The organism is Streptomyces sp. NPDC006643 (assembly GCF_042870175.1).
Classification (GTDB): domain Bacteria; phylum Actinomycetota; class Actinomycetes; order Streptomycetales; family Streptomycetaceae; genus Streptomyces.
In genome coordinates this window covers 132,617-151,171 of record NZ_JBIAHA010000002.1, presented here as the reverse complement: position 1 = coordinate 151,171, position 18,555 = coordinate 132,617, and the positions used below count along the sequence as shown (strand labels likewise).

Genomic DNA, 18,555 nt, shown 5'->3' with positions numbered 1-18,555 from the left:
TAGGGTCGTGACCTGACCTGCACGCCCGTTCAACCAAGGAGGGTGATGATGTCCCCGCCTACGGGTTCGGCCGGCCTCCCGCTCCTCGAACGCGAGCCCGAGATCGCCGCCGCCGCGCACGCCGTGGAGGGGCTCTTCGGAGACACACCGTCCGGCGGACTCCTCGTCTACCGGGGCGCCGCCGGACTCGGCAAGACCGCGCTGCTCGCCGAGGTCCGGCGGATGGGGGCCGGTCGTTGCACGGTGTGGTCGGCGCGCGGCGGCGAGACCGTGACGTCGGTGCCGTTCCACGTCGTACGGCAACTGCTCCAGCCCGCCCTCACGGCGCGCGGCCCCGGCGAGGTACGCGAACTGCTCGGCGACGGCTACGACATCGTCGGCCCCGCCCTCGGAGTGGCGCCGCCCGGCGCGCGACCCGCCGACCCGCAAGGTGTCCGGGACGGCCTGGAGACCCTGTTCCGCAGACTCGCCGAGACACTGCCCCCGCTCGTCGTGGTCGTCGACGACGCGCACTGGTCCGACCTGGAATCCCTCGCCTGGCTGGCGTCCTTCGCCCGGCGTACGGGCGGCCCGCCGATCCTGGTCGTCGTCGCGTACCGCAGCGAGGACGCGATCGGCGAATGCGCGCACCTCCTGCGGGCGCTCGGCGAGAGCGCCCGGCTCCTCGTCACCCTGAAGGCACTGACCTCCGAGGCCACCGCGAAGCTCGCCCGCGCCACCCTCGGCGAGCACGCCGACGACCCGTTCTGCCGCGAGGTGTGGGAAGTCACCGGCGGCAACGCCTACGAAACCGTCGAACTGCTCGCCAAGGCACGGGACGAGGCCCTGGACCCCGTCGGCGGATCCGCCGGCGCCCTCAGCGCGCTCGGCGCCATGACCCGGGGCACCGGACTCATCGCCCGGCTGGAGGAACTGGGCACCACCACGACCCGCTTCGCCTGGGCCGCCGCGATACTCGGGACCGACATCTCCCTCGAACTCGTCGTGTCCCTCGCCGGAATGGGCCCGGCGGAGGCGGCCGACAGCGCGGAACGGCTCCGCACGGCCCGCATCCTCGTCGGCACCGACCCGCTGGAGTTCGTCCACCCCCTCATCGCCACCGCCGTCTACCGCGCCATCCCTCCGGCCACCCGGACCGCCTTCCACGGCCGCGCCGCCTGGCTCGTCAGCCGCAGCGGCCGGGGCGCCGCCCTCGCCGCCCGGCACCTCCTCGAAGTCCACCCGGACAACGACGCCGAACTGGTCGCGCAGCTGCGCGAGGCCGCCGCCGAACATCTCGCGGTCGGCGCCCCCGACGCCGCGCGCCGCTGTCTCGAACGCGCCCTGCTGGAACCGCCGTTGCCCCGGGTACGGGCCGAGGTCCTGTACGAACTGGGCTGCGCGACTCTTCTCTCGTCACCGGCCACCACCGTCGGCCACCTCCGCGACGCGATCAACACCCAGCTCCTGGACGAACACCTGCGCGTCGACGCCGTCTTCCGGCTCTCCCAGGCACTGACACACAACGACCAGACCCGGGAGGCCGCCCAGGTCGTCGCCGCCGAAGCGGAGCGCACCCCGCCCGGACCCGCCCAGATGCGTCTCAAGACCGCGCACTTCCTGTGGGAGGGCGTCCAGGACACCGAGGACGACGGCCGGGCACGCAGCCGCCGTCTCGCGCAGACCGCCGCCGGACTCGGCGGACGCGACAACACCGAACGAGTCCTGCTCATGCTGCGCGCCTTCGACGCCACCGCACGCGGTGAGAACGCCGAGGAGATCGTCCAGATCGCCGAACGCGCCCTGGTCGACGGGGCGCTCGCCCCCGGCACCGGCTGGACCGGTACGTCCTGGGGCTTCGAACCGCCCGCCCTGCTCGCGCTGTCCTTCGCCTTCGCCGACCAACTCGACCGCGCCGAGGCCCTGTTCGACGAGGGCATGCGGGCCTTCGAGATCTCCGGCTGGAGCGGCGGCCATCTCGCCTTCGCCCACACGCTCGTCGGCTACGCCCACCGCAGACGTGGCCGTCTCGTGGACGCGGAGACGTATCTGCGCGAGAGCCTGCGCCTCGCCGACCGGGTCGGCGACCGGCTGCCGATGCACTGGAACGGCATCTGCATGCTCGTCGACACGCTCCTCGCCCGTGGCCATGTCGAAGAGGCGCGCGAAGCCGCCGAACGGTACGCCTTCGCACCGCCGTACGCGTCCTCCCTCGCCATCCCCGACGCCCGCTCCGTCCGGGGCAGGCTGCTGCTCGCTCTCGGCCGTACGGAGGAGGCGATCACCGAACTCGAAACCTCGGGGCGGGCGTTGACGATCCGGGGCCGGCACAACGGGGTGGTGGCGCCCTGGGCGATCGATCTCGCGCGGGCGCTCGCCGACACACAGCCCGAGCGGGCGGCCGAACTCGCCGCGTACGCCCGGGACCGCGCCGAGCGCTTCGGCACGCACACCGCGATCGGCGTCGCGCTGTGCTGCTCCGCGTCACTGGCCGAAGGACCGGCCGCGGTCGAGCTGCTCGCCGAGGCCGTCACCCATCTGGAAGCCTCACCCTGCACGTACGAGCTGGCGGTCGCACGCGTCGAGTACGGCATCGCCGCCCGGTCGGCGTCCGACCTCGGCCGGGGCCGGGTACTGGCCGAGGAGTGCGGCGCGGACGGACTGGTGGAACGGGCCGGGCGGGCCCTGGACGACCTGCGGACGGCGGGGACGACGGGGCCGGCGTAGCCGACCGTCAGACCGGCGTCGTAGGTCACCGCCATGGTCGGCGGGGGTGACCCCCAGCGTTGGCGCGGGTCACCGCCAGGACCGCGGGCCGCCGCCGCGCCACTCGACCGTCCCGGTGTCGGTCAGCCGAGCGGGATCCACACCGGCCCGGCGCAGCAGCTCCGCCACATCGGCGGCCCGGCGCGCGCGACCGGCGTCGTGGCCGTCCACCCAGACCCGCCGGCCACCGCCGCACGGGGGCTGCACCACGACCACCACATGACGTTCCATGTCGCCACTGCGCGTGCAGTCGCCGTCGGCCGCACCCTCGATGCTCACAGCGGGGGCTGCGCCGGGTGCCGCCGTCGTCGCACGCCGCGCCGTACGAGGAACAGCGCCAGCGCGGCGAGACACGCGGCGCCGATGAACGCGATCGGGAGCAGATACCCAACCGCTGCCGACGCCGTGGCCGACCGGTCGGCCGGCTCGGACCGCGCCGTCCCGGTGAGGTGCGCAGACCGGGCTCCCGCCGTGGGCCGTACGGACTCCCCGCCCGGCCCCGCCGCCCGTCCCGCCCGCGCGACCGGCCCCTGCTTCTCCTCCTCCGCCGCCTGCCGGGGCGGGCTCGGCGGCCGGGGCGGCTCCAGCGACCCCACGGGGGTGACGGCGGGCGCGGCGGCGAACCCCCAGTCCAGCAGGGTCCGGGCCTCCTCGTACACCGCCTGCGAGGCACCGGACTGCGGATTCATCACGGTCGCCAGCAGTGTGCGGTCCCCGCGCCGGGCCGCCGCGACGAGCGTGTTCCCGGCGTTCGTGGTGTAGCCGTTCTTGACGCCGATCAGCCCCCGGTAGCGCTCCACGCCGTCGGCGCCCGTCAGCAGTTTGTTCGTGTTCCGGATGCCGAACGTCGAACCGTCACGTCCCGGGAACTGGGCTTCGACGGTCGCGCAGTGCTCCGCGAAGGCCGGCAGCCTCAGCCCGGCGCGGGCGAACACCGCGAGGTCGTACGCCGACGACACCTGGCCCGGTTCGTCGTACCCGTCGGGGGAGACCACACGGGTGTCCTTCGCGCCCAACTCTCGTGCCTTGGCCTGCATTTGAGCGATCGTCGAGTCCCAGCCGCCGTTCATCCCGGCGAGGACCCGTACCGCGTCGTTGCCCGAGCTGAGGAACACACCGCGCCACAGATCGGCCACGTCGTACGTCTCACCGGGCGCCACGCCCACCAGGCTGCTGCCGTCGCCGATCCCCGTGAGGTCCGCCTCGGTGACGCTGTGCCGGGCGTCGGAGGGGATCCGGGGCAGGGCGGTGACGGCGAACAGCGTCTTGAGCGTGCTGGCCGGCGGCAGCGCGCGGTGCGCGTCGTGGGCCGCGAGAACGGCGCCCGTGCGCGCGTCGGCGACCACCCAGGAGAGGGCGGAGACGTCCTTGGGCGGCGCGGGCGCGCCGGACGCCGCGCGCAGCTGGGTGCCGGGCCGGTACAGCAGCGAGGGGTCCGCAGGCCCGGCGGCGGCCGTGGCGGCGGTGGCCGTCGGGGTGGACACCGACGCCGGGAGGAGGGTCAGCAGTCCGGTCAGTCCGGTGGTCAGAGCCACCGTGCCGGCGAACGCGGGGCGCAGGAGCGATCTGATGATCATTCAGCCACCGTAGGAACGGACCCGGCCGCCCGCACGGCTGCGTGAGCCGACCGGAGGTATCACCGTCCGGCCGCCGCGCCCCCGTCGGCCGTGCTCGGCGTCCGTCCGTCAGGGGCCGTGCGCCAGTGGTCAGTCGCCGGTGTTCATCCGTCAGCGGTCGTGCGTCAGCGGTCGTGCGCGAGCGGGATGCCGTGGGCGCGCAGGATCGTGAGGGCCCGGACCGTGGCGTATCCACGCCACTCCACGGCAGCCGCGGGGGAGTGGGGCACCCAGTCGACGGTCCAGCCGCCGTCCTCGCGCTGGTCGGCGGCGAGCCGGTCGAGTTCGGCGGCGACCGCCGCCGGGTCCAGGAGCGCCCGCAGCGGGCGGCCCGGCAGCGGTGAGAAGTCGAGCAGCCGCAGCGCCTCGCCCTCGGCGCCGTCGTCGACCGGCAGCGGGCTGCCGTCCTTCGGCAGGAAGGCGGCGAGCCGGTTCAGCTCGGCCGGGGCCCACGGGTGGGTGTCGTGGACGGTGTCGAGGAAGTCCAGCACGAACCGGAACTCGATCACGTGCGGCGGCCGTACGAGGGCGGCGATCCGCTCGCGGCAGAAGGCGGTGGCCCGCGCGAGCCAGGGGTGGTCGCGTACGGCCGGGTCGTTGCGGCCCACCCGGTGCGCGGCCCCCGCGAGTTCCGACGTCATATGGAGCGAGGAGACCTCCGCGTCGGCCGACACCCAGAACGGGGCGGAGCCGGCCGCGTCCGGGCCGGTCATCGGCAGGGCGAACGGCAGCCCGCCGTCGGGGCGGGTGATCGACTCCAGCCAGTCGCACAGCTGGGCCGCACGTGCGAAGACGGCGGGCCCGCACTCCTCGAACACCTCGAAGGCGAGCAGGGCGCCGACCGGCTGGCTCAGCGCGGACCGCAGATCGGGCTCCAGGGCCCACCCGTAACCGCCGTCCCCGTTCCGGTAGGCGTCCAGCGCGGTGACGACGGAGGCGGGGGTGCCGGTCCCGCGCAGCAGCTCGAAGCGGCGCCGGTCCAGGAGCCGGGCGTGGGTGGTCATGAAGGCGCCGGCGTCGCTGAGGTTCGGGGTGTGCGTGAGGTCCATGGGACGAGTCTGCGGTGTCCGGCGACCGCCGGTCTTGAACGAAACGGACCTCGGAGCCGCCGCTCCGCGTGCGCACAAGGTCCCGTTTCTCGAACTGACGTCGTCACTATGTGTGCCGTCGCCGGAGCGCTCCGTGCAAAACGCGCGAGTCTATGCCTGTTGAGTGCGCCCGCGCATGAGGTTCATGAATATGCCGATGCGCTGTTCCGCCCGCACTAAGCTCTCGCGGAGCGCGCCGAGTTGCCACGGAATCAGGCGCTTGTTCCCATGTGCCGCAATAGTTTCGAATACCCCGACCCCTGAATCGACCGCCAGAGGGCTTACATGGTTCGTGTTGAAGCACCCATGAATGATCAAGCGTCACCCACCGTTCGCGCGCTTCTGCTCTCCGCGGCCCTGATGGCGACGGCAACGGCCGTCGTCGTGGTCCTCGTCGCCGACGCCGCCCGGATACCGGTCGCGTTGTACGGCGCCGTCGCCACCGTCCTCGTCAGCTGGGGCGCGACGGAGATCGCCCGCAGGGGAGAGGCGACGCGCGACCTGCACGCGCGTTACGGGGAGCATGTCGCCTTCCTGGAACGGCGCATCGCCGAACACGACAGCCAGAGCGTGCGCCTCGGCAAGGAACTGATGCCGCTCGCCATCCACCAGCTCCGCCGGGGTAACTCACCCCAGGAAGTCATGAACGTCATCGTCGACGGTGACGAGCGCTACCGCGAACTCCCCGACTCGCAGCGCGCGTTGCTCCTCGCGATCCTCGGCATCGTGGACGACGAGGAGGCCATGCGTGAGTCCGCGCAGCGCTCCTTCGTCAACATCGCCCGTCGCGTCCAGTCCCTCGTGCACCAACAGGCCAGCGAGCTGCGGGAGATGGAGGAGCACCACGGCCGTGACCCGGAGGTCTTCGACGACCTGCTGCGCATCGACCACGGCACCGCCCTCATCGGACGGCTCGCCGACAGCGTCGCCGTACTCGGCAAGGCCCGCCCCGGCCGTCAATGGCCCCGGCCCGTACCGCTGTTCAGCGTGCTGCGCGGTGCCATGTCCCGGATCCTGGAGTACCAGCGGGTCGATCTGCACTCGATCGCCAAGGTCGCCATCGTCGGTACGGCGGTCGAACCGCTCATCCACGCGTGCGCCGAACTCCTCGACAACGCCACCCGCTACTCGCCCCCGCAGACGCGCGTCCATGTGACCGCCGTCGAGGTGCAGACCGGTATCGCCATCGAGATCGAGGACGGCGGCGTCAGTCTCAGCGAGGAGGCACGGACCCGGGCCGAGCGGATGCTCGCGCAGGCGCAGGCCGGTATCGACCTGAACGACCTCGGCGAGACCCCGCGCCTGGGCATGGCGGTCGTCGGCCGCCTCTGTCAGATGTACAACCTCCAGGTCTCGCTGCGGCAGTCCGCGTACGGCGGCGTCCGCGCCGTCCTCGTCGTCCCCCGCGACGTGGTCACCACCGGGCCCGCGCCGGGTATCGCCCACGGCATCGGCGCGACGGCGCTGGGGGTCGGCGGCACCGAGCTGCCCGAGATGCGCAAGCCGCGTACGGCCGGCGCGGCGGTCCCGGTCGCGCGTCCCGCGTCCGGCCCCGCCCCGGCAGCCCCCGCCGCGCCCCGACCCGCCACCGGACCGGTCCGGCCGGCGCCCGTCAGGGCCGCGCTGGAGGACGACGCCCCCGTCGTCACCGAGTGGACGGCGAACGGCCTTCCGCAGCGCCGCAGCCGCGGCAGGGCGCCGCTCGGCTCGCACAACATCGTCCGCACACCGGCACCGGCGCCCGCACCGGTATCGCCCCGCTCGAACGGTACGGCGAACGCCACCGGGGAGACCCAGAAACCCGGCCCCGGCATCTGGCTCGAAGCCTTCACCAAGGCGGTCAACGGCGAACCGCACCCGCAGGAGCCGTCGACCGGAGCCACCGGAACCACCGGACTCACCGGAGGCACGGGAGTCACCGGGGCCACCGGTGTGACAGGAGCACAGGACACGCCGCCGGACCGGCCCGGCGACCGAGGCGAATCAGACGACGTGTGGGGCAAAGGGGACCTGAAGTGATCCAGCAGCGCGCCAACCTGGACTGGATGCTCAAGGAACTCGCGGACGGCGTTCCGCAGGTTCAGCAGATCGTCGTGCTCTCCGCCGACGGACTGCGGATCGCCAGGCACGGCGGTGACCCCGACGTCGCCGACCGGCTCGCAGCCGCCTGCGCCGGCCTTCAGAGCCTCGCCGCCGCCGTCGCCGCCGAGATCCCCATGAGCGACGGCCGGATGCGGCTCGTCGTCATCGAAGTCAGCGGCGGATTCTTCTACTTGATGGAGGCGGGCACCGGCGCCTATCTCGCCGTACTCGCCGACGAGACGGTAGACGCCGGACTCGTCGGCGCCCGGATGCGGGACATGGTCGTACGGATCGGCGCCCATCTGACGAGCCCGCCGCGCCACGACGGGCACACCGGATGACTCCTCCCCGACGAGAACGCAGGCTGCCCGGGGCGGACGTGGGGGACCCGGAACGGCTGTACGTGATCACGGGTGGCCCGGACGGCGCCGAGCGCGCCTCGCTCGACCTCGTCACCATGATCGTGGCGCGCGAGGCCCCCTCACCGACGGTGCCGCCCGAACAGGCCGCCATCCTGCGGCTGTGCGGGGCGCCGCTGTCCGTGGCAGAGCTGTCGGCGTATCTCAGTCTGCCGTTCAGCGTGGTGACGGCCCTGCTGACCGACCTCCTCACGACGGATCTGGTCGAGTCCCGGGCGCCCGTCGCCCGCGCCTCACTTCCCGACAGGTCCCTTCTCGAAGCGGTGATGCATGGACTCCAGAAGCTCTGACACGATCACGGGCCCCAGGAACGAGGACGTACTTCCCACCACGGCGACCTCCGCGGTGAAGGTCGTGATCGTGGGCGGATTCGGGGTCGGCAAGACCACCATGGTCGGGTCGGTGAGCGAGATCCGCCCGCTCACCACCGAGGAGACCATGACCCAGGCCGGTATCGGCGTGGACGACAACTCCGGGGTGGAGACCAAGACGGCCACCACCGTCGCGATGGACTTCGGCCGGATCAGCATCAGCGAGCAACTGGTGCTCTATCTCTTCGGCACCCCCGGCCAGGAACGCTTCTGGTTCCTCTGGAACGGCCTGTTCGAAGGAGCCCTCGGCGCCGTGGTCCTCGTCGACACCCGCCGTCTCGAAGTCAGCTTCGACGTGATCGGGCGGCTGGAGGAGCGCGGTGTGCCGTTCGTCGTCGCCGTCAACACCTTCCCCGACGCGCCGAGCCATCCCGTCGAGGCGCTGCGCACCGCGCTCGACCTGCCCGACGAGGTGCCGATGGTCGACTGCGACGCGCGGCTGCGGGCGTCGAGCCGCGACGTCCTGCTGACCCTCATGCGCTATCTGCACTCGCTGGCCCTGCCCGCCTGATCCCCCCTCCTTCCTCTCCCTTTCCTCTCCCTCTATTTCCTGGCTTCCTCCCCTCCCTGGAGTGACCGTGACAACGCCCTATTCGCACCGGCCGGGCACGGACGAACACGCCGCCCCGCCGCCCGGCTGCCCGGCCCACGGACTCGTCACCGACGCTTTCGGCGGCGACCACCTGGCGCCCTCCGGGCTGCGCCGGCTCTACGGCCCCGAGGCCGAGAACGACCCCATGGGCCTGTACGAGAAGCTGCGCGCCGAGCACGGCACGGTCGCGCCGGTCCTGCTGCACGGCGACGTACCGGCCTGGCTGGTCCTCGGCCACAGCGAGAACCTGCACATGACCCGTACCCCCTCCCAGTTCTCGCGCGACTCCCGCCGCTGGAGCGCCGTCAACGACGGCAGCGTGCCGCCCGACCACCCCCTCGCGCCGATCTTCACCTGGCAGCCCATCTGCGTCTTCGCGGACGGCGCCGACCACGAGCGGCTGCGCGGCGCGGTCACCGACTCGATCGCCCGGATCGACCACCGGGGCGTACGGCGCTTCATCAACCGCTACAGCAACAGGCTCGTCAACGACTTCTGCCAGGACGGCAAGGCCGATCTCGTCAGCCGCTTCGCCGAGCATCTGCCGATGATGGTGATGATCCAGATCCTCGGCATGCCCGAGGAGTACAACGAACGGCTGGTCCAGGCGGCCCGCGACATGATCAAGGGCACCGAGACGGCCGTCGAGAGCAACGAGTACGTGATGGGGGCCCTGAACCGGCTGGTGGCCCGGCGCCGGGCCGCGCCCCAGGAGGACTTCGCGAGCTGGCTCGTCGAGCACCCGGCCGGACTCACGGACGCCGAGGTCGCCCAGCATCTGCGGCTGGTGCTGATCGCCGCGTACGAGACCACGGCCAACCTCATCGCCAACGTGCTCCGCATGGTCCTCACCGACCCGCGCTTCCGCGCCCAGCTCAGCGGCGGCCATATGACACTGCCCGAGGCGGTCGAGCAGACCCTCTGGGACGAGCCGCCGTTCACCACCATCTTCGGCCGGTGGGCCGTCGGTGACACCGAACTCGGCGGACAGCGGATCAAGGCGGGCGACGCGCTGGTCGTCGGGATCGCCGCCGCCAACGTCGACCCGGTCGTACGGCCCGACGTCAACGCCTCCATGCAGGGCAACCGCGCGCATCTCGCCTTCAGCGGCGGCCCGCACGAATGCCCCGGCCAGGACATCGGGCGGGCGATCGCCGACACCGGCATCGACGCGCTGCTGCTGCGCCTGCCGGACCTCCAACTGGCCGTGCCCGAGGAGGACTTGCGCTGGTCGGCTGCGCTGATGTCCCGGCATCTCCAGGAGCTGCCGGTGACCTTCGCCGCGCGCCCGCCGCAGGATGTCGCAGGGCCGCCCTCGGCGACACCGCAGCACGCGCCGCGCACCGAGTGGCAGGTGGAGTCGCCCCGCCCGGTGCCCGCGCGGAGCGCGCCCGGTCCCGCCGTCGTACCGCCGCCCGTGCCGATGGCACCCACCGGCCAGCAGCCACCGGTGACGCCGCCGCAGGCGGGACAGATCCCGCAGCAGCGCCGGCCCGCCGCACCGGCCCGCGCCTGGCAGGCCGTGGTGCGGTGGTGGCGAGGCTACTGACGCGCCGGGAGTGGCGGTGTGGGGGCGGTCGGGCCTGGGGTCAGACCTTGGTGTCCAACTGCTCCCACCACCACGAGATCGTGGGGATCGGCAGCGGCTCCCGGCCCGCGTCGGAGGGATACCGCTTCCACCAGCCGCCCGGCTGCGCCGCCGGTCCCGACGGCACCGAGTAGCGGGGGCAGACCGACGCCCAGTCGAGATGACCCCGGACGAACTGCCCCAACCCCTCCAGATAGGCGCGCAGTTCGGGACTCGCGTCCAGGAGGACCTGCTCGGTCAGCCGGCCGTGCAGCACCATCACCCGGTCGCGCATCGCCACCGCGTGCTTCAGCGCCTCGCGCGGCTCACAGCCCAACTCCTGGCAGAGCACGTCGATCAGGTTGAGGTCGTCGCCGGCCCGCAGCAGTTCCTTGTTCCGCGAGTAGAGGTCGTTGTCCCAACTGACCAGCGTCCAGGTGATCTCGGTGAGCGCCTGGACGCGCGGATCCGCCAACTCCTCGTCGGTCACGGAGAATCCGCCGACGACCTCGATCATCGCGGTGGTCGGCGCCATCCCTATGGCTCGCATCCACAGGGTGATGTAGTCGTTGAGCGAGGGGAGTTCGGCGCTGCGACGCCAGGACGCCTCCCACACCAGCCCCGACGTGTACACCCGCATGGCATCCGTCCAGCGGCGCAGCTGCTGCGCGGACGCGTAACTCTCCAGCTCCGTCCGCAGCGCACGCAGCGCGGCGGTGTGCGGGGAGTCGGAGCGGGAGTTCGCGGCCGGTGCCTCGACGGCACGCAGGATGCGCGAGGTCTCCTGGGCCAGCAGATCCGCCGTGGCCTCGGTCTCGTCGCAGACACCGTCGTCGAGCGAGAAGAGCACGGCGTGGAACTTGGCCATCAGGGTGAGGGGTTCGAGCTTCCCGTAGGGCATCGTCGACGCGGTGAGTCCGCCGAAGTCGCAAACGGCGAGACGCTTGCGCTGGTGCTCGTCGGTGTCGAGATTCTGCCGCAGCATCCAGTCCACCGTCAGGTCGTTCAGGACGTCCACGCCGGGATGCATGGCCGGTTCCACCGGGCAGTAGAACGGTACGGCCGGTAGCTGCCGGGCCAAGACCTGTTCCTCGACGCACGTCATGACCGGTCTCCTGGGGGATGTGTGGGCGCAGGGCGGCTTCGGTGAAAGGCTGGTACGCGGTGGTGTGGGGCGGCGGCTGTTCGAGTGGAGCGTATATGCCCATGACGGTTCGTCAATAACAGTTCGACCGACCGATGCCTGGCCGGATTTGACCGTATGCGGAGTGGCCGGGATCACTTGGCGGGCGGGTACGGCGGGGTTCCCATGTCAAGGGCGGTACGGGCTTGCCCGTACACCGCTGGAGAGATCGGTTACGGCGGAATCTGTGCGGACACGTTCGAACGGCAACTGAAATAGTCCTGATCGTGCTCGATACGTCACGGGCTGGTGACCGGGAGAGACGAAAGGCGGGGGATCTCTCAGCCCGCGCCGTGCCTGCGCCCAGCCCGCGCCGCACCCTGAACCGAGCCCACGCCCGGAATCGAGAACCCGGAACCGAGAACCGGCCGTCAGCCCCGCGCGCCGAACGCCTGGGTCCACCACGGTCCGCCGGACGCGTCGTGGATCCCGACACCGATCTCCTCGAAGGCGCAGTTCAGGATGTTCGCCCGGTGGCCGGGGCTGTTCATCCAGCCCTCCATCACCTCGGCGGGCGTCTGCTGCCCCCTGGCGATGTTCTCGCCGTAGGTGGTCCATCGGTAGCCCGCCGCCGTGATGCGGTCGCCCGGGTCCCTGCCGTCGGGGCTGTTGTGGTCGAAGTAGCCCTTGGCCGCCATGTCCTGGGAGTGCCGCAGCGCGGCGGTCCCCAGCTGCGCGTTGGCGCTCACCGGGCCACAACCGGCCTTGGCGCGCTCGGAGTTGACGAGCGTCGTGACCTGCGCGGCGAAGCCGCCGCCCCCGCCGCCCGGCTTCGGGTCGTCCGCCGTCGGCTTCGGATCGGGTTTCGGGGCCGGATCGGCCGTCGAGGGACGCGGATCGGGCGCGGTCTTGCTCGGCTTGGCGGCCTTCTTGGACGGGGAGCGGGTCGGCGAGGGCGACGGGCTCGCGCTGGTGCGCGAGGGGGAGGGGGAGGCCGACTCCGCCGTACGGCTCGCGGCCGACTTGGGCTCCAGCGCCTCCGGTTCGACGGCGGTCGAGGCGCGCGAGTCGTCCTGGTCACTCTCGTTCGTGACACGGTGGGCCATTCCGGCGGCGGTGAGCAGCGCGGCGACGGCGGCGGTCACGGTCAGTACGCGGCGGCGTCTCGCCCGTCGCTCCCGGCGCCGGGCGTCCCTGGCCCGGTCGCGGCCCCGGCCGTCACCGGCGCCGCGGCCACCGCCACCGCCGTACGACGCCACAGCCGGGTCCGGCCGGGCACCGACCGGCACCGGCGGGAGGCCGGCGACGAGGTCCTCGGCGGGCACCAGCCCGGTCGCGTACGCGGAGCAGACGGTGCACTCATAGGTGTGCCCGGCTATCCGCTCACGCCAGAGCGGGGACGGTATGCCGTCCCAGCCGCCCACGAGTTGCTCCAGCAGGACGCACGGCGGCTCGGCCGACAGTGCGCGGACCACCACGCGGGCGGTCTCCCACTCGTACTCCATACGCTCGATCCGCGCCTCCACCTGCTGGGAGTTGGCGGCCAGCGCCGCGACGACCTCCTGCCGGGTGAGTTCACCGGTGGTCTCCAGCCACCACAGCGGCACCAGCACGTGGTGCTCGCGGTCGACCCACCGCGTGGCCTCGGCGACCTCCCGGTGCTGACCGGACAGCCCCAGACGGCTGATCATCAGATCCACGAAGTCGAAGTCGGGGCGGGGGACGGCCGGGTCGTACACATAGTCCGCGTGGACCCGGATCCGGGCGATCGTGGTGGTCAGCAGGGACGAGCGGAAGTCGGCCGGGCGGCGCAGCCCGTCGAGTCCGTCGAGAACGTGCCGCACCGTCTCCCGTGCCACGGCGCCCACTTCCGGGTGACCGTGCAGGGCGTGGCCGACGAGCTGGTGGACCAGCGGCAGTGACTCGTGGCCGAGCTGGTCCCTGGCGCGCTCGTCCCCGGCCTGCGCCGCCTTGACCACTGAGGCCTTGAACGCACTGCTCACGCTGTCTCACTCCCACTCGTGACTCGCGGTGGGCACTGATCGTAAGGGGAACGGCGGCGTCCCACCCCTCGGACGGCGTACTTCGGTCCGTACAAGTGGGCGAATTCATATTCGGCCGTGTGTCTGATTTCAGTGGTTCTTCCCGTGGAATTCCGTTCTGTGTGAAGCTCCGCTGTCGACCCGCTTAAGAAATCCTCGATGGACTGAACGGTCGCGGCGGCGGCAGATTGGTGCTGACAATGATCAGTACGATCCGCACCACCTGGAGCCGCCCCGATGAAGGCACTTGTGAAACGTGACGCCGAGCCGGGGCTGCGGCTCACCGACGTGCCCGAGCCGGAGGCCGGCCCCTCGGACGTCCTCATCAAGGTGCTCCGCACCGGCATCTGCGGCACCGACCTGCACATTCGCGCGTGGGACGGCTGGGCGCAACAGGCGGTCCAGACACCGCGCGTACTGGGCCACGAGTTCGTCGGCGAGGTCGCGTCCGTCGGTGCCGACGTCCAGGACATCGCCGTCGGTGACCTGGTGAGCGGCGAAGGCCATCTGGTCTGCGGCAAATGCCGCAACTGTCTTGCCGGGCGCAGGCATCTGTGCCGCAGCACGGTCGGGCTCGGCGTCGGCCGGGACGGCGCGTTCGCCGAGTACGTCGCGCTGCCCGCCTCGAACGTCTGGGTCCACCGCTCGCCCGTGGACCTCGACATCGCGGCCATCTTCGACCCGTTCGGCAACGCCGTGCACACCGCGCTCACCTTCCCCCTCGTCGGTGAGGACGTGCTGATCACCGGCGCGGGCCCGATCGGCATCATGGCGGCTGCCGTCGCCCGCCACGCGGGCGCGCGCAACGTCGCCATCACGGATGTCAGCCCCGAACGCCTGGAGATCGCCCGCAAGGTCGGCGCCACCCTCGCCCTCGACGTGTCGGCCCCCGGCACCGGCATCGCCGAGGCGCAGCGGCGGCTCGGCCTCAAGGAAGGCTTCGACATCGGCCTGGAGATGTCCGGCCGCCCCGAGGCGATGCGCGACATGGTCGACAACATGACCCACGGCGGCCGGATCGCCATGCTCGGACTGCCCGCGAGCGAGTTCGCCGTCGACTGGGCGAAGATCGTGACCTCGATGATCACGGTGAAGGGCATCTACGGCCGTGAGATGTACGAGACCTGGTACGCGATGACCGTGCTGCTCGAAGGCGGCCTCGACCTCACGCCCGTCATCACCGGCAGCTACGGCTACGAGGACTTCGACGCGGCCTTCGACGAGGCGGCCACCGCCACCGGCGGCAAGATCATCCTCAACTGGGCGTAGCACGTGTCCCGGCAGCCCCGCCACACCCGCTAGACCTGCCACACCCGCCAGCCCGGCCGGGCGCACGACGCCGGGACGCCCGGGTCCGCGCCCCGGCCCGCCCTCCGATGACGCCCCTCCTTCTTCGTACGACCCCCGCCGACCCCTCACCACCCCGGAGCCCCGTATGTACGCGTCCGTCCGCGACGACCTCCGCGCCACCCTCGACGAGATCCGCGACGCCGGTCTCTTCAAGCCCGAGCGTGTCATCTCCACCCCGCAGAACGCCTCGGTCTCCGTCGCCGCCGGCACCGGTGACGTCCTCAACTTCTGCGCCAACAACTACCTCGGCCTCGCCGACCACCCCGACGTCGTCGCCGCCGCCAAGGACGCGCTCGACCGGTGGGGCTACGGCATGGCCTCCGTACGCTTCATCTGCGGCACCCAGGAGATCCACAAGGAGCTGGAGCAGCGCCTCTCCTCGTTCCTCGGCCAGGAGGACACGATCCTCTACTCCTCCTGCTTCGACGCCAACGGCGGCGTGTTCGAAACCCTCCTCGGCCCCGAGGACGCCGTCATCTCCGACGCCCTCAACCACGCCAGCATCATCGACGGCATCCGGCTCTCCAAGGCCCGCCGGCTGCGCTACGCCAACCGCGACCTCGCCGAGCTGGAAGCCCGCCTCAAGGAGTCGCAGGACGCCCGCCGCCGCCTCGTCGTCACGGACGGCGTCTTCTCCATGGACGGCTATGTCGCGCCCCTCGCCGAGATCTGCGACCTCGCCGACCGCTACGACGCCCTGGTGATGGTCGACGACTCGCACGCCGTCGGCTTCGTCGGCCCCGGCGGCCGGGGCACCCCCGAACTGCACGGCGTGATGGACCGCGTCGACATCATCACCGGCACCCTCGGCAAGGCACTCGGCGGCGCCTCCGGCGGCTACGTCGCCGCCCGCGCCGAGATCGTCGCGCTGCTGCGCCAGCGCTCACGCCCGTACCTCTTCTCCAACTCCCTCGCCCCGGTCATCGCCGCCGCGTCGATCAAGGTCCTCGATCTGCTGGAGAGCGCGGACGGGCTGCGCGAGCGGCTGAACGCGAACACGGCCCTCTTCCGTACGGAGATGACGGCGGCCGGGTTCGAGATCCTGCCCGGCGACCACGCCATCGCCCCCGTCATGATCGGCGACGCCGCCGAGGCCGGGCGGATGGCGGAGCTGCTGCTGGAGCGCGGCGTGTACGTGATCGGGTTCTCGTATCCCGTCGTCCCCATGGGACAGGCGCGGATCCGGGTCCAGCTGTCGGCGGCGCACTCGACCGAGGACGTACGGCGGGCGGTGGCGGCGTTCGTCGACGCCCGCCAGGCGCTGCGCGGCTGAGGGCCCCCGCCCGAAACCGGCCCGGCCTGGCACCATGGCTGAGTGATCGACCCCCGGCGCCTGCGCATCCTGCGAGCCGTGGCGGACCACCGTACGGTGACCGCCGCGGCTGCCGCGCTGTATCTGACCCCGTCCGCCGTCTCCCAGCAGCTCGCCGCCCTGGAGCAGGAGACCGGCCACGCCCTGCTGACCCGCAGCGGCAGGGGCGTACGGCTGACGGCCGCCGGGGAGATCCTGCTCACCCATGCCCACGAGGTCCTTGCCCAGCTGGAGCGCGCCGAGGCGGAGCTGGCGGCGTACGCGGGCGGCGCGGCCGGTGAGGTCACGGTCGCCGCGTTCGCCACGGGGATCGCCGAGGTGCTGGCCCCCGCCATCGCGGGGCTCGCGCACTCGCACCCCGGCATCCGCGTCCGGGTGCGGGACTCCGAGGGCGACGAGAGCCTGCCGCTGCTGCTCGACGGGCAGGCGGACGTGGCGCTGGCCGTCGAGTACCGGGGCGCGCCCACCGAGGACGATCCCCGGCTGGCGCGCGTACCGCTGTACGCCGAGCCGTTCGACGCGGTTCTGCCCGAGGACCATCCGCTCGGCCGCGAGCTGGAGGTCCCGCTCGCCGAGCTGGCCGACAGCGACTGGATCAGTCCGTACCCGGGCAATCCCTGTCATGAAGTGATGCGCCTGGCCTGCGAGTTGGCGGGCTTCGAACCGCGCCTGGTGCACTCGTCGGACGACTTCCGCGCCGTGGTCGCCCTCGCGGGCGCGGGCGCCGGGGTGGCGCTCGTGCCGCGCTCGGCCCTGCGCGGGATGGAGCTGAAGGGCACGGTGGTACGCCCGGTGTCCGGCCCGCCCGCCACCCGCCGGGTGTTCGCCGCGGTCCGCAGGGGCGCGGACCGCCACCCGCTGATCCGCCCGGTCCTGGACGCGCTCACGGAGTCGGCGTCGGGCCTGACGACGGACTGACGCCCGGCCGGCCCGCCACCCCGCGCCCGCGGATGTCGGATGCGTTGTCCGGCAAGACCGCCCGGACAGGGCTCATGCGAGCAGCCGCAGCACCAGGACCGCAACGATGATGATGACCGCCCCGGCCGCTATCAGCCGGTGCTTCAGCCGGTCCGAGAGGGTCGAGACGACTTCGAGGCTGTGGGCGCCGGGAAAGACATGGAAGACCCGGTTCGGGTCGTCCATCAGCTCCACCCGCGCCAGGGGGCACGTTTCGAGAGTCACCCGCCGGGACAGCTCCACCCGCCCACGCGCCAGATGGGTCGCCACGGCGGTGCGGTGCTCGGCGTCGACGCCGGCGGGTACGCCGCCGCCCCGGGGTACGGCACGTTTCTGCCACCGCGCGGCGCTGCTCAGCCGCTCCCGGACCTTGTCCGGCCAATCGGGCTTGGGCAGCGACAGGGTGGCGGTCTCGTGCGCGTACTCGACCGTGCCCTCCACCCAGTGCGTGAGGCTGCCCTTGCCGCCGCACACGTCGTGTGTGCCGACGCCGCGCCCCGAGCAGCGCGCGCAGATCTCACGCCCCTTGCCCTCGCAGTGCGGGCACCGGACCCTGCCCCGGCCCGAGCAGCGCGGGCACGCGGCCTCCGGCGTCCCGCACACCGCACAGGTGATCCGCGCGGCGCCGGGCGCCGTGACGCCCGGACCCGTCGCGGCGGGGCGCGCCTTCGTCGTACGGGAACGGCGCCCACCGGTCTCCTCGCACGCCGCGCACGGTGCCACGTCGAGGCAGACGTCGCACGGCGGCGGCTCGTTGCGGCAGGTGCACGGATGCCCGCCGCTGCCCGAGCAACCGGCGCACTGCTGGGTGCCGTTGTCGCACGGGCAGGGCACCGGCCGGTAGGAGCCGGCCCGGACCAGGGTGATCTTGCCGGGGCCCTCGGGCACCGGCAACGGGTGGTCGGTAATGGCGCCTTCGTACAGAGGCAGCGCCGACAGGTCCTCCCTGCCGAAGGCCGTGCGGGGAGTCTCGTGGCGTCGCTCGGTGAAGCGCACGACCCGGCAGCGCAGCAGCTGCCGGCGTCTGACATGCCGGAGCCGGGCGCCGCCGAGCGCGGGGCCGCCGCCCCTGGCCGAGTACCGGGTGAGGGCCCCCAGGATGTCCGCGTCGGGCAGCGCGTCGCTCAGCGCGTCAGTCGGCGCATCGGTCTGCGCATCGGTCTGCGCGTCGTCTTCTCGTGCGTCGGACATGGGCGGGTCTCGTCCTCCTCCGGCGCGCGGCGACACCGCGCGAACGCAGCGTAGGTCGGTCCCCGACCCACCAACAAGAGGGCGATCCGGGCCAGGCACC

At 72.3% G+C, this 18,555-nt stretch carries 15 protein-coding genes; 9 read left to right on the top strand and 6 right to left on the bottom strand.

Annotated features, from left to right (window positions below; translation table 11 throughout):
- Positions 1–48: 48 nt before the first annotated feature.
- A complete protein-coding gene (locus ACFYNU_RS03285; protein WP_356589579.1) occupies positions 49–2,706 on the top strand; it encodes an AAA family ATPase in 2,658 nt (885 codons plus the stop codon).
- A 69-nt stretch (positions 2,707–2,775) separates the two neighbouring features.
- On the opposite strand, the gene ACFYNU_RS03280 is transcribed toward ACFYNU_RS03285, so the two are convergent.
- The 3 genes from ACFYNU_RS03280 to ACFYNU_RS03270 all read right to left on the bottom strand — a co-directional run bounded on the left by ACFYNU_RS03280 (position 2,776) and on the right by ACFYNU_RS03270 (position 5,410).
- A complete protein-coding gene (locus ACFYNU_RS03280) occupies positions 2,776–3,024 on the bottom strand; it encodes a hypothetical protein (RefSeq protein WP_356589577.1) in 249 nt (82 codons plus the stop codon).
- The gene (locus ACFYNU_RS03275; RefSeq protein WP_356589575.1) at positions 3,021–4,322 is read right to left on the bottom strand and encodes a serine hydrolase; all 1,302 of its coding nucleotides are present in this window, start codon (positions 4,320–4,322) and stop codon (positions 3,021–3,023) included. The genes ACFYNU_RS03280 and ACFYNU_RS03275 overlap by 4 nt, the downstream gene beginning before the upstream one ends.
- Positions 4,323–4,486: 164 nt before the next feature.
- Positions 4,487–5,410: a hypothetical protein gene (locus ACFYNU_RS03270; protein ID WP_356589573.1), complete on the bottom strand. Its 924-nt coding sequence runs from the start codon at positions 5,408–5,410 to the stop codon at positions 4,487–4,489.
- A 324-nt stretch (positions 5,411–5,734) separates the two neighbouring features.
- Here ACFYNU_RS03270 and ACFYNU_RS03265 point away from each other — a divergent pair, with 324 nt between their 5' ends.
- The 5 genes from ACFYNU_RS03265 to ACFYNU_RS03245 all read left to right on the top strand — a co-directional run bounded on the left by ACFYNU_RS03265 (position 5,735) and on the right by ACFYNU_RS03245 (position 10,462).
- A complete protein-coding gene (locus ACFYNU_RS03265) occupies positions 5,735–7,468 on the top strand; it encodes an ATP-binding protein (protein WP_356589571.1) in 1,734 nt (577 codons plus the stop codon).
- Positions 7,465–7,872 carry a roadblock/LC7 domain-containing protein gene (locus tag ACFYNU_RS03260; RefSeq protein WP_023537351.1) on the top strand — a complete coding sequence of 136 codons (408 nt, stop codon included), beginning with the start codon at positions 7,465–7,467 and terminating at the stop codon, positions 7,870–7,872. Before ACFYNU_RS03265 ends, ACFYNU_RS03260 begins: the two co-directional genes overlap by 4 nt.
- Complete coding sequence (locus tag ACFYNU_RS03255) at positions 7,869–8,240, top strand: DUF742 domain-containing protein (protein WP_356589569.1); 372 nt, start codon at positions 7,869–7,871, stop codon at positions 8,238–8,240. Before ACFYNU_RS03260 ends, ACFYNU_RS03255 begins: the two co-directional genes overlap by 4 nt.
- The gene (locus ACFYNU_RS03250; RefSeq protein ID WP_356589567.1) at positions 8,221–8,832 is read left to right on the top strand and encodes an ATP/GTP-binding protein; all 612 of its coding nucleotides are present in this window, start codon (positions 8,221–8,223) and stop codon (positions 8,830–8,832) included. Before ACFYNU_RS03255 ends, ACFYNU_RS03250 begins: the two co-directional genes overlap by 20 nt.
- 67 nt (positions 8,833–8,899) lie before the next feature.
- Positions 8,900–10,462, top strand: a complete 1,563-nt coding sequence (locus ACFYNU_RS03245) for a cytochrome P450 (protein WP_356589565.1) — start codon at positions 8,900–8,902, stop codon at positions 10,460–10,462.
- A gap of 40 nt (positions 10,463–10,502) precedes the next feature.
- Here ACFYNU_RS03245 and ACFYNU_RS03240 read toward each other — a convergent pair whose 3' ends face one another.
- Positions 10,503–11,585 (bottom strand): hypothetical protein, encoded by a 1,083-nt coding sequence (locus ACFYNU_RS03240; RefSeq protein WP_356589563.1) that lies wholly within the window; start codon positions 11,583–11,585, stop codon positions 10,503–10,505.
- A 449-nt stretch (positions 11,586–12,034) separates the two neighbouring features.
- A complete protein-coding gene (locus ACFYNU_RS03235; protein WP_356589561.1) occupies positions 12,035–13,606 on the bottom strand; it encodes a CAP domain-containing protein in 1,572 nt (523 codons plus the stop codon).
- Between the two features lie 276 nt (positions 13,607–13,882).
- Here ACFYNU_RS03235 and tdh point away from each other — a divergent pair, with 276 nt between their 5' ends.
- The 3 genes from tdh to ACFYNU_RS03220 all read left to right on the top strand — a co-directional run bounded on the left by tdh (position 13,883) and on the right by ACFYNU_RS03220 (position 17,225).
- A complete protein-coding gene (gene tdh, locus ACFYNU_RS03230) occupies positions 13,883–14,914 on the top strand; it encodes an L-threonine 3-dehydrogenase (RefSeq protein ID WP_356589559.1) in 1,032 nt (343 codons plus the stop codon).
- Positions 14,915–15,080: 166 nt separating this feature from the next.
- Positions 15,081–16,268, top strand: coding sequence for a glycine C-acetyltransferase (locus tag ACFYNU_RS03225; protein ID WP_356589557.1), 1,188 nt, complete (start codon positions 15,081–15,083; stop codon positions 16,266–16,268).
- A gap of 42 nt (positions 16,269–16,310) precedes the next feature.
- On the top strand, positions 16,311–17,225 hold the full coding sequence (locus ACFYNU_RS03220; RefSeq protein WP_356589555.1) for a LysR family transcriptional regulator: 915 nt from the start codon (positions 16,311–16,313) through the stop codon (positions 17,223–17,225).
- Positions 17,226–17,297: 72 nt separating this feature from the next.
- On the opposite strand, the gene ACFYNU_RS03215 is transcribed toward ACFYNU_RS03220, so the two are convergent.
- A complete protein-coding gene (locus ACFYNU_RS03215; RefSeq protein ID WP_356589553.1) occupies positions 17,298–18,455 on the bottom strand; it encodes a hypothetical protein in 1,158 nt (385 codons plus the stop codon).
- Between the last annotated feature and the right edge of the window lie 100 nt (positions 18,456–18,555).

Bases quoted from the DNA above. Each gene is read 5' to 3' on its own strand.
- ACFYNU_RS03285 (WP_356589579.1), top strand. From the start codon at position 49: ATGTCCCCGCCTACGGGTTCGGCCGGCCTCCCGCTCCTCGAACGCGAG.
- ACFYNU_RS03275 (WP_356589575.1), bottom strand. From the start codon at position 4,322: ATGATCATCAGATCGCTCCTGCGCCCCGCGTTCGCCGGCACGGTGGCT.
- ACFYNU_RS03270 (WP_356589573.1), bottom strand. From the start codon at position 5,410: ATGGACCTCACGCACACCCCGAACCTCAGCGACGCCGGCGCCTTCATG.
- ACFYNU_RS03265 (WP_356589571.1), top strand. From the start codon at position 5,735: ATGGTTCGTGTTGAAGCACCCATGAATGATCAAGCGTCACCCACCGTT.
- ACFYNU_RS03255 (WP_356589569.1), top strand. From the start codon at position 7,869: ATGACTCCTCCCCGACGAGAACGCAGGCTGCCCGGGGCGGACGTGGGG.
- ACFYNU_RS03250 (WP_356589567.1), top strand. From the start codon at position 8,221: ATGGACTCCAGAAGCTCTGACACGATCACGGGCCCCAGGAACGAGGAC.
- ACFYNU_RS03240 (WP_356589563.1), bottom strand. From the start codon at position 11,585: ATGACGTGCGTCGAGGAACAGGTCTTGGCCCGGCAGCTACCGGCCGTA.
- tdh (WP_356589559.1), top strand. From the start codon at position 13,883: ATGAAGGCACTTGTGAAACGTGACGCCGAGCCGGGGCTGCGGCTCACC.
- ACFYNU_RS03225 (WP_356589557.1), top strand. From the start codon at position 15,081: ATGTACGCGTCCGTCCGCGACGACCTCCGCGCCACCCTCGACGAGATC.
- ACFYNU_RS03215 (WP_356589553.1), bottom strand. From the start codon at position 18,455: ATGTCCGACGCACGAGAAGACGACGCGCAGACCGATGCGCAGACCGAT.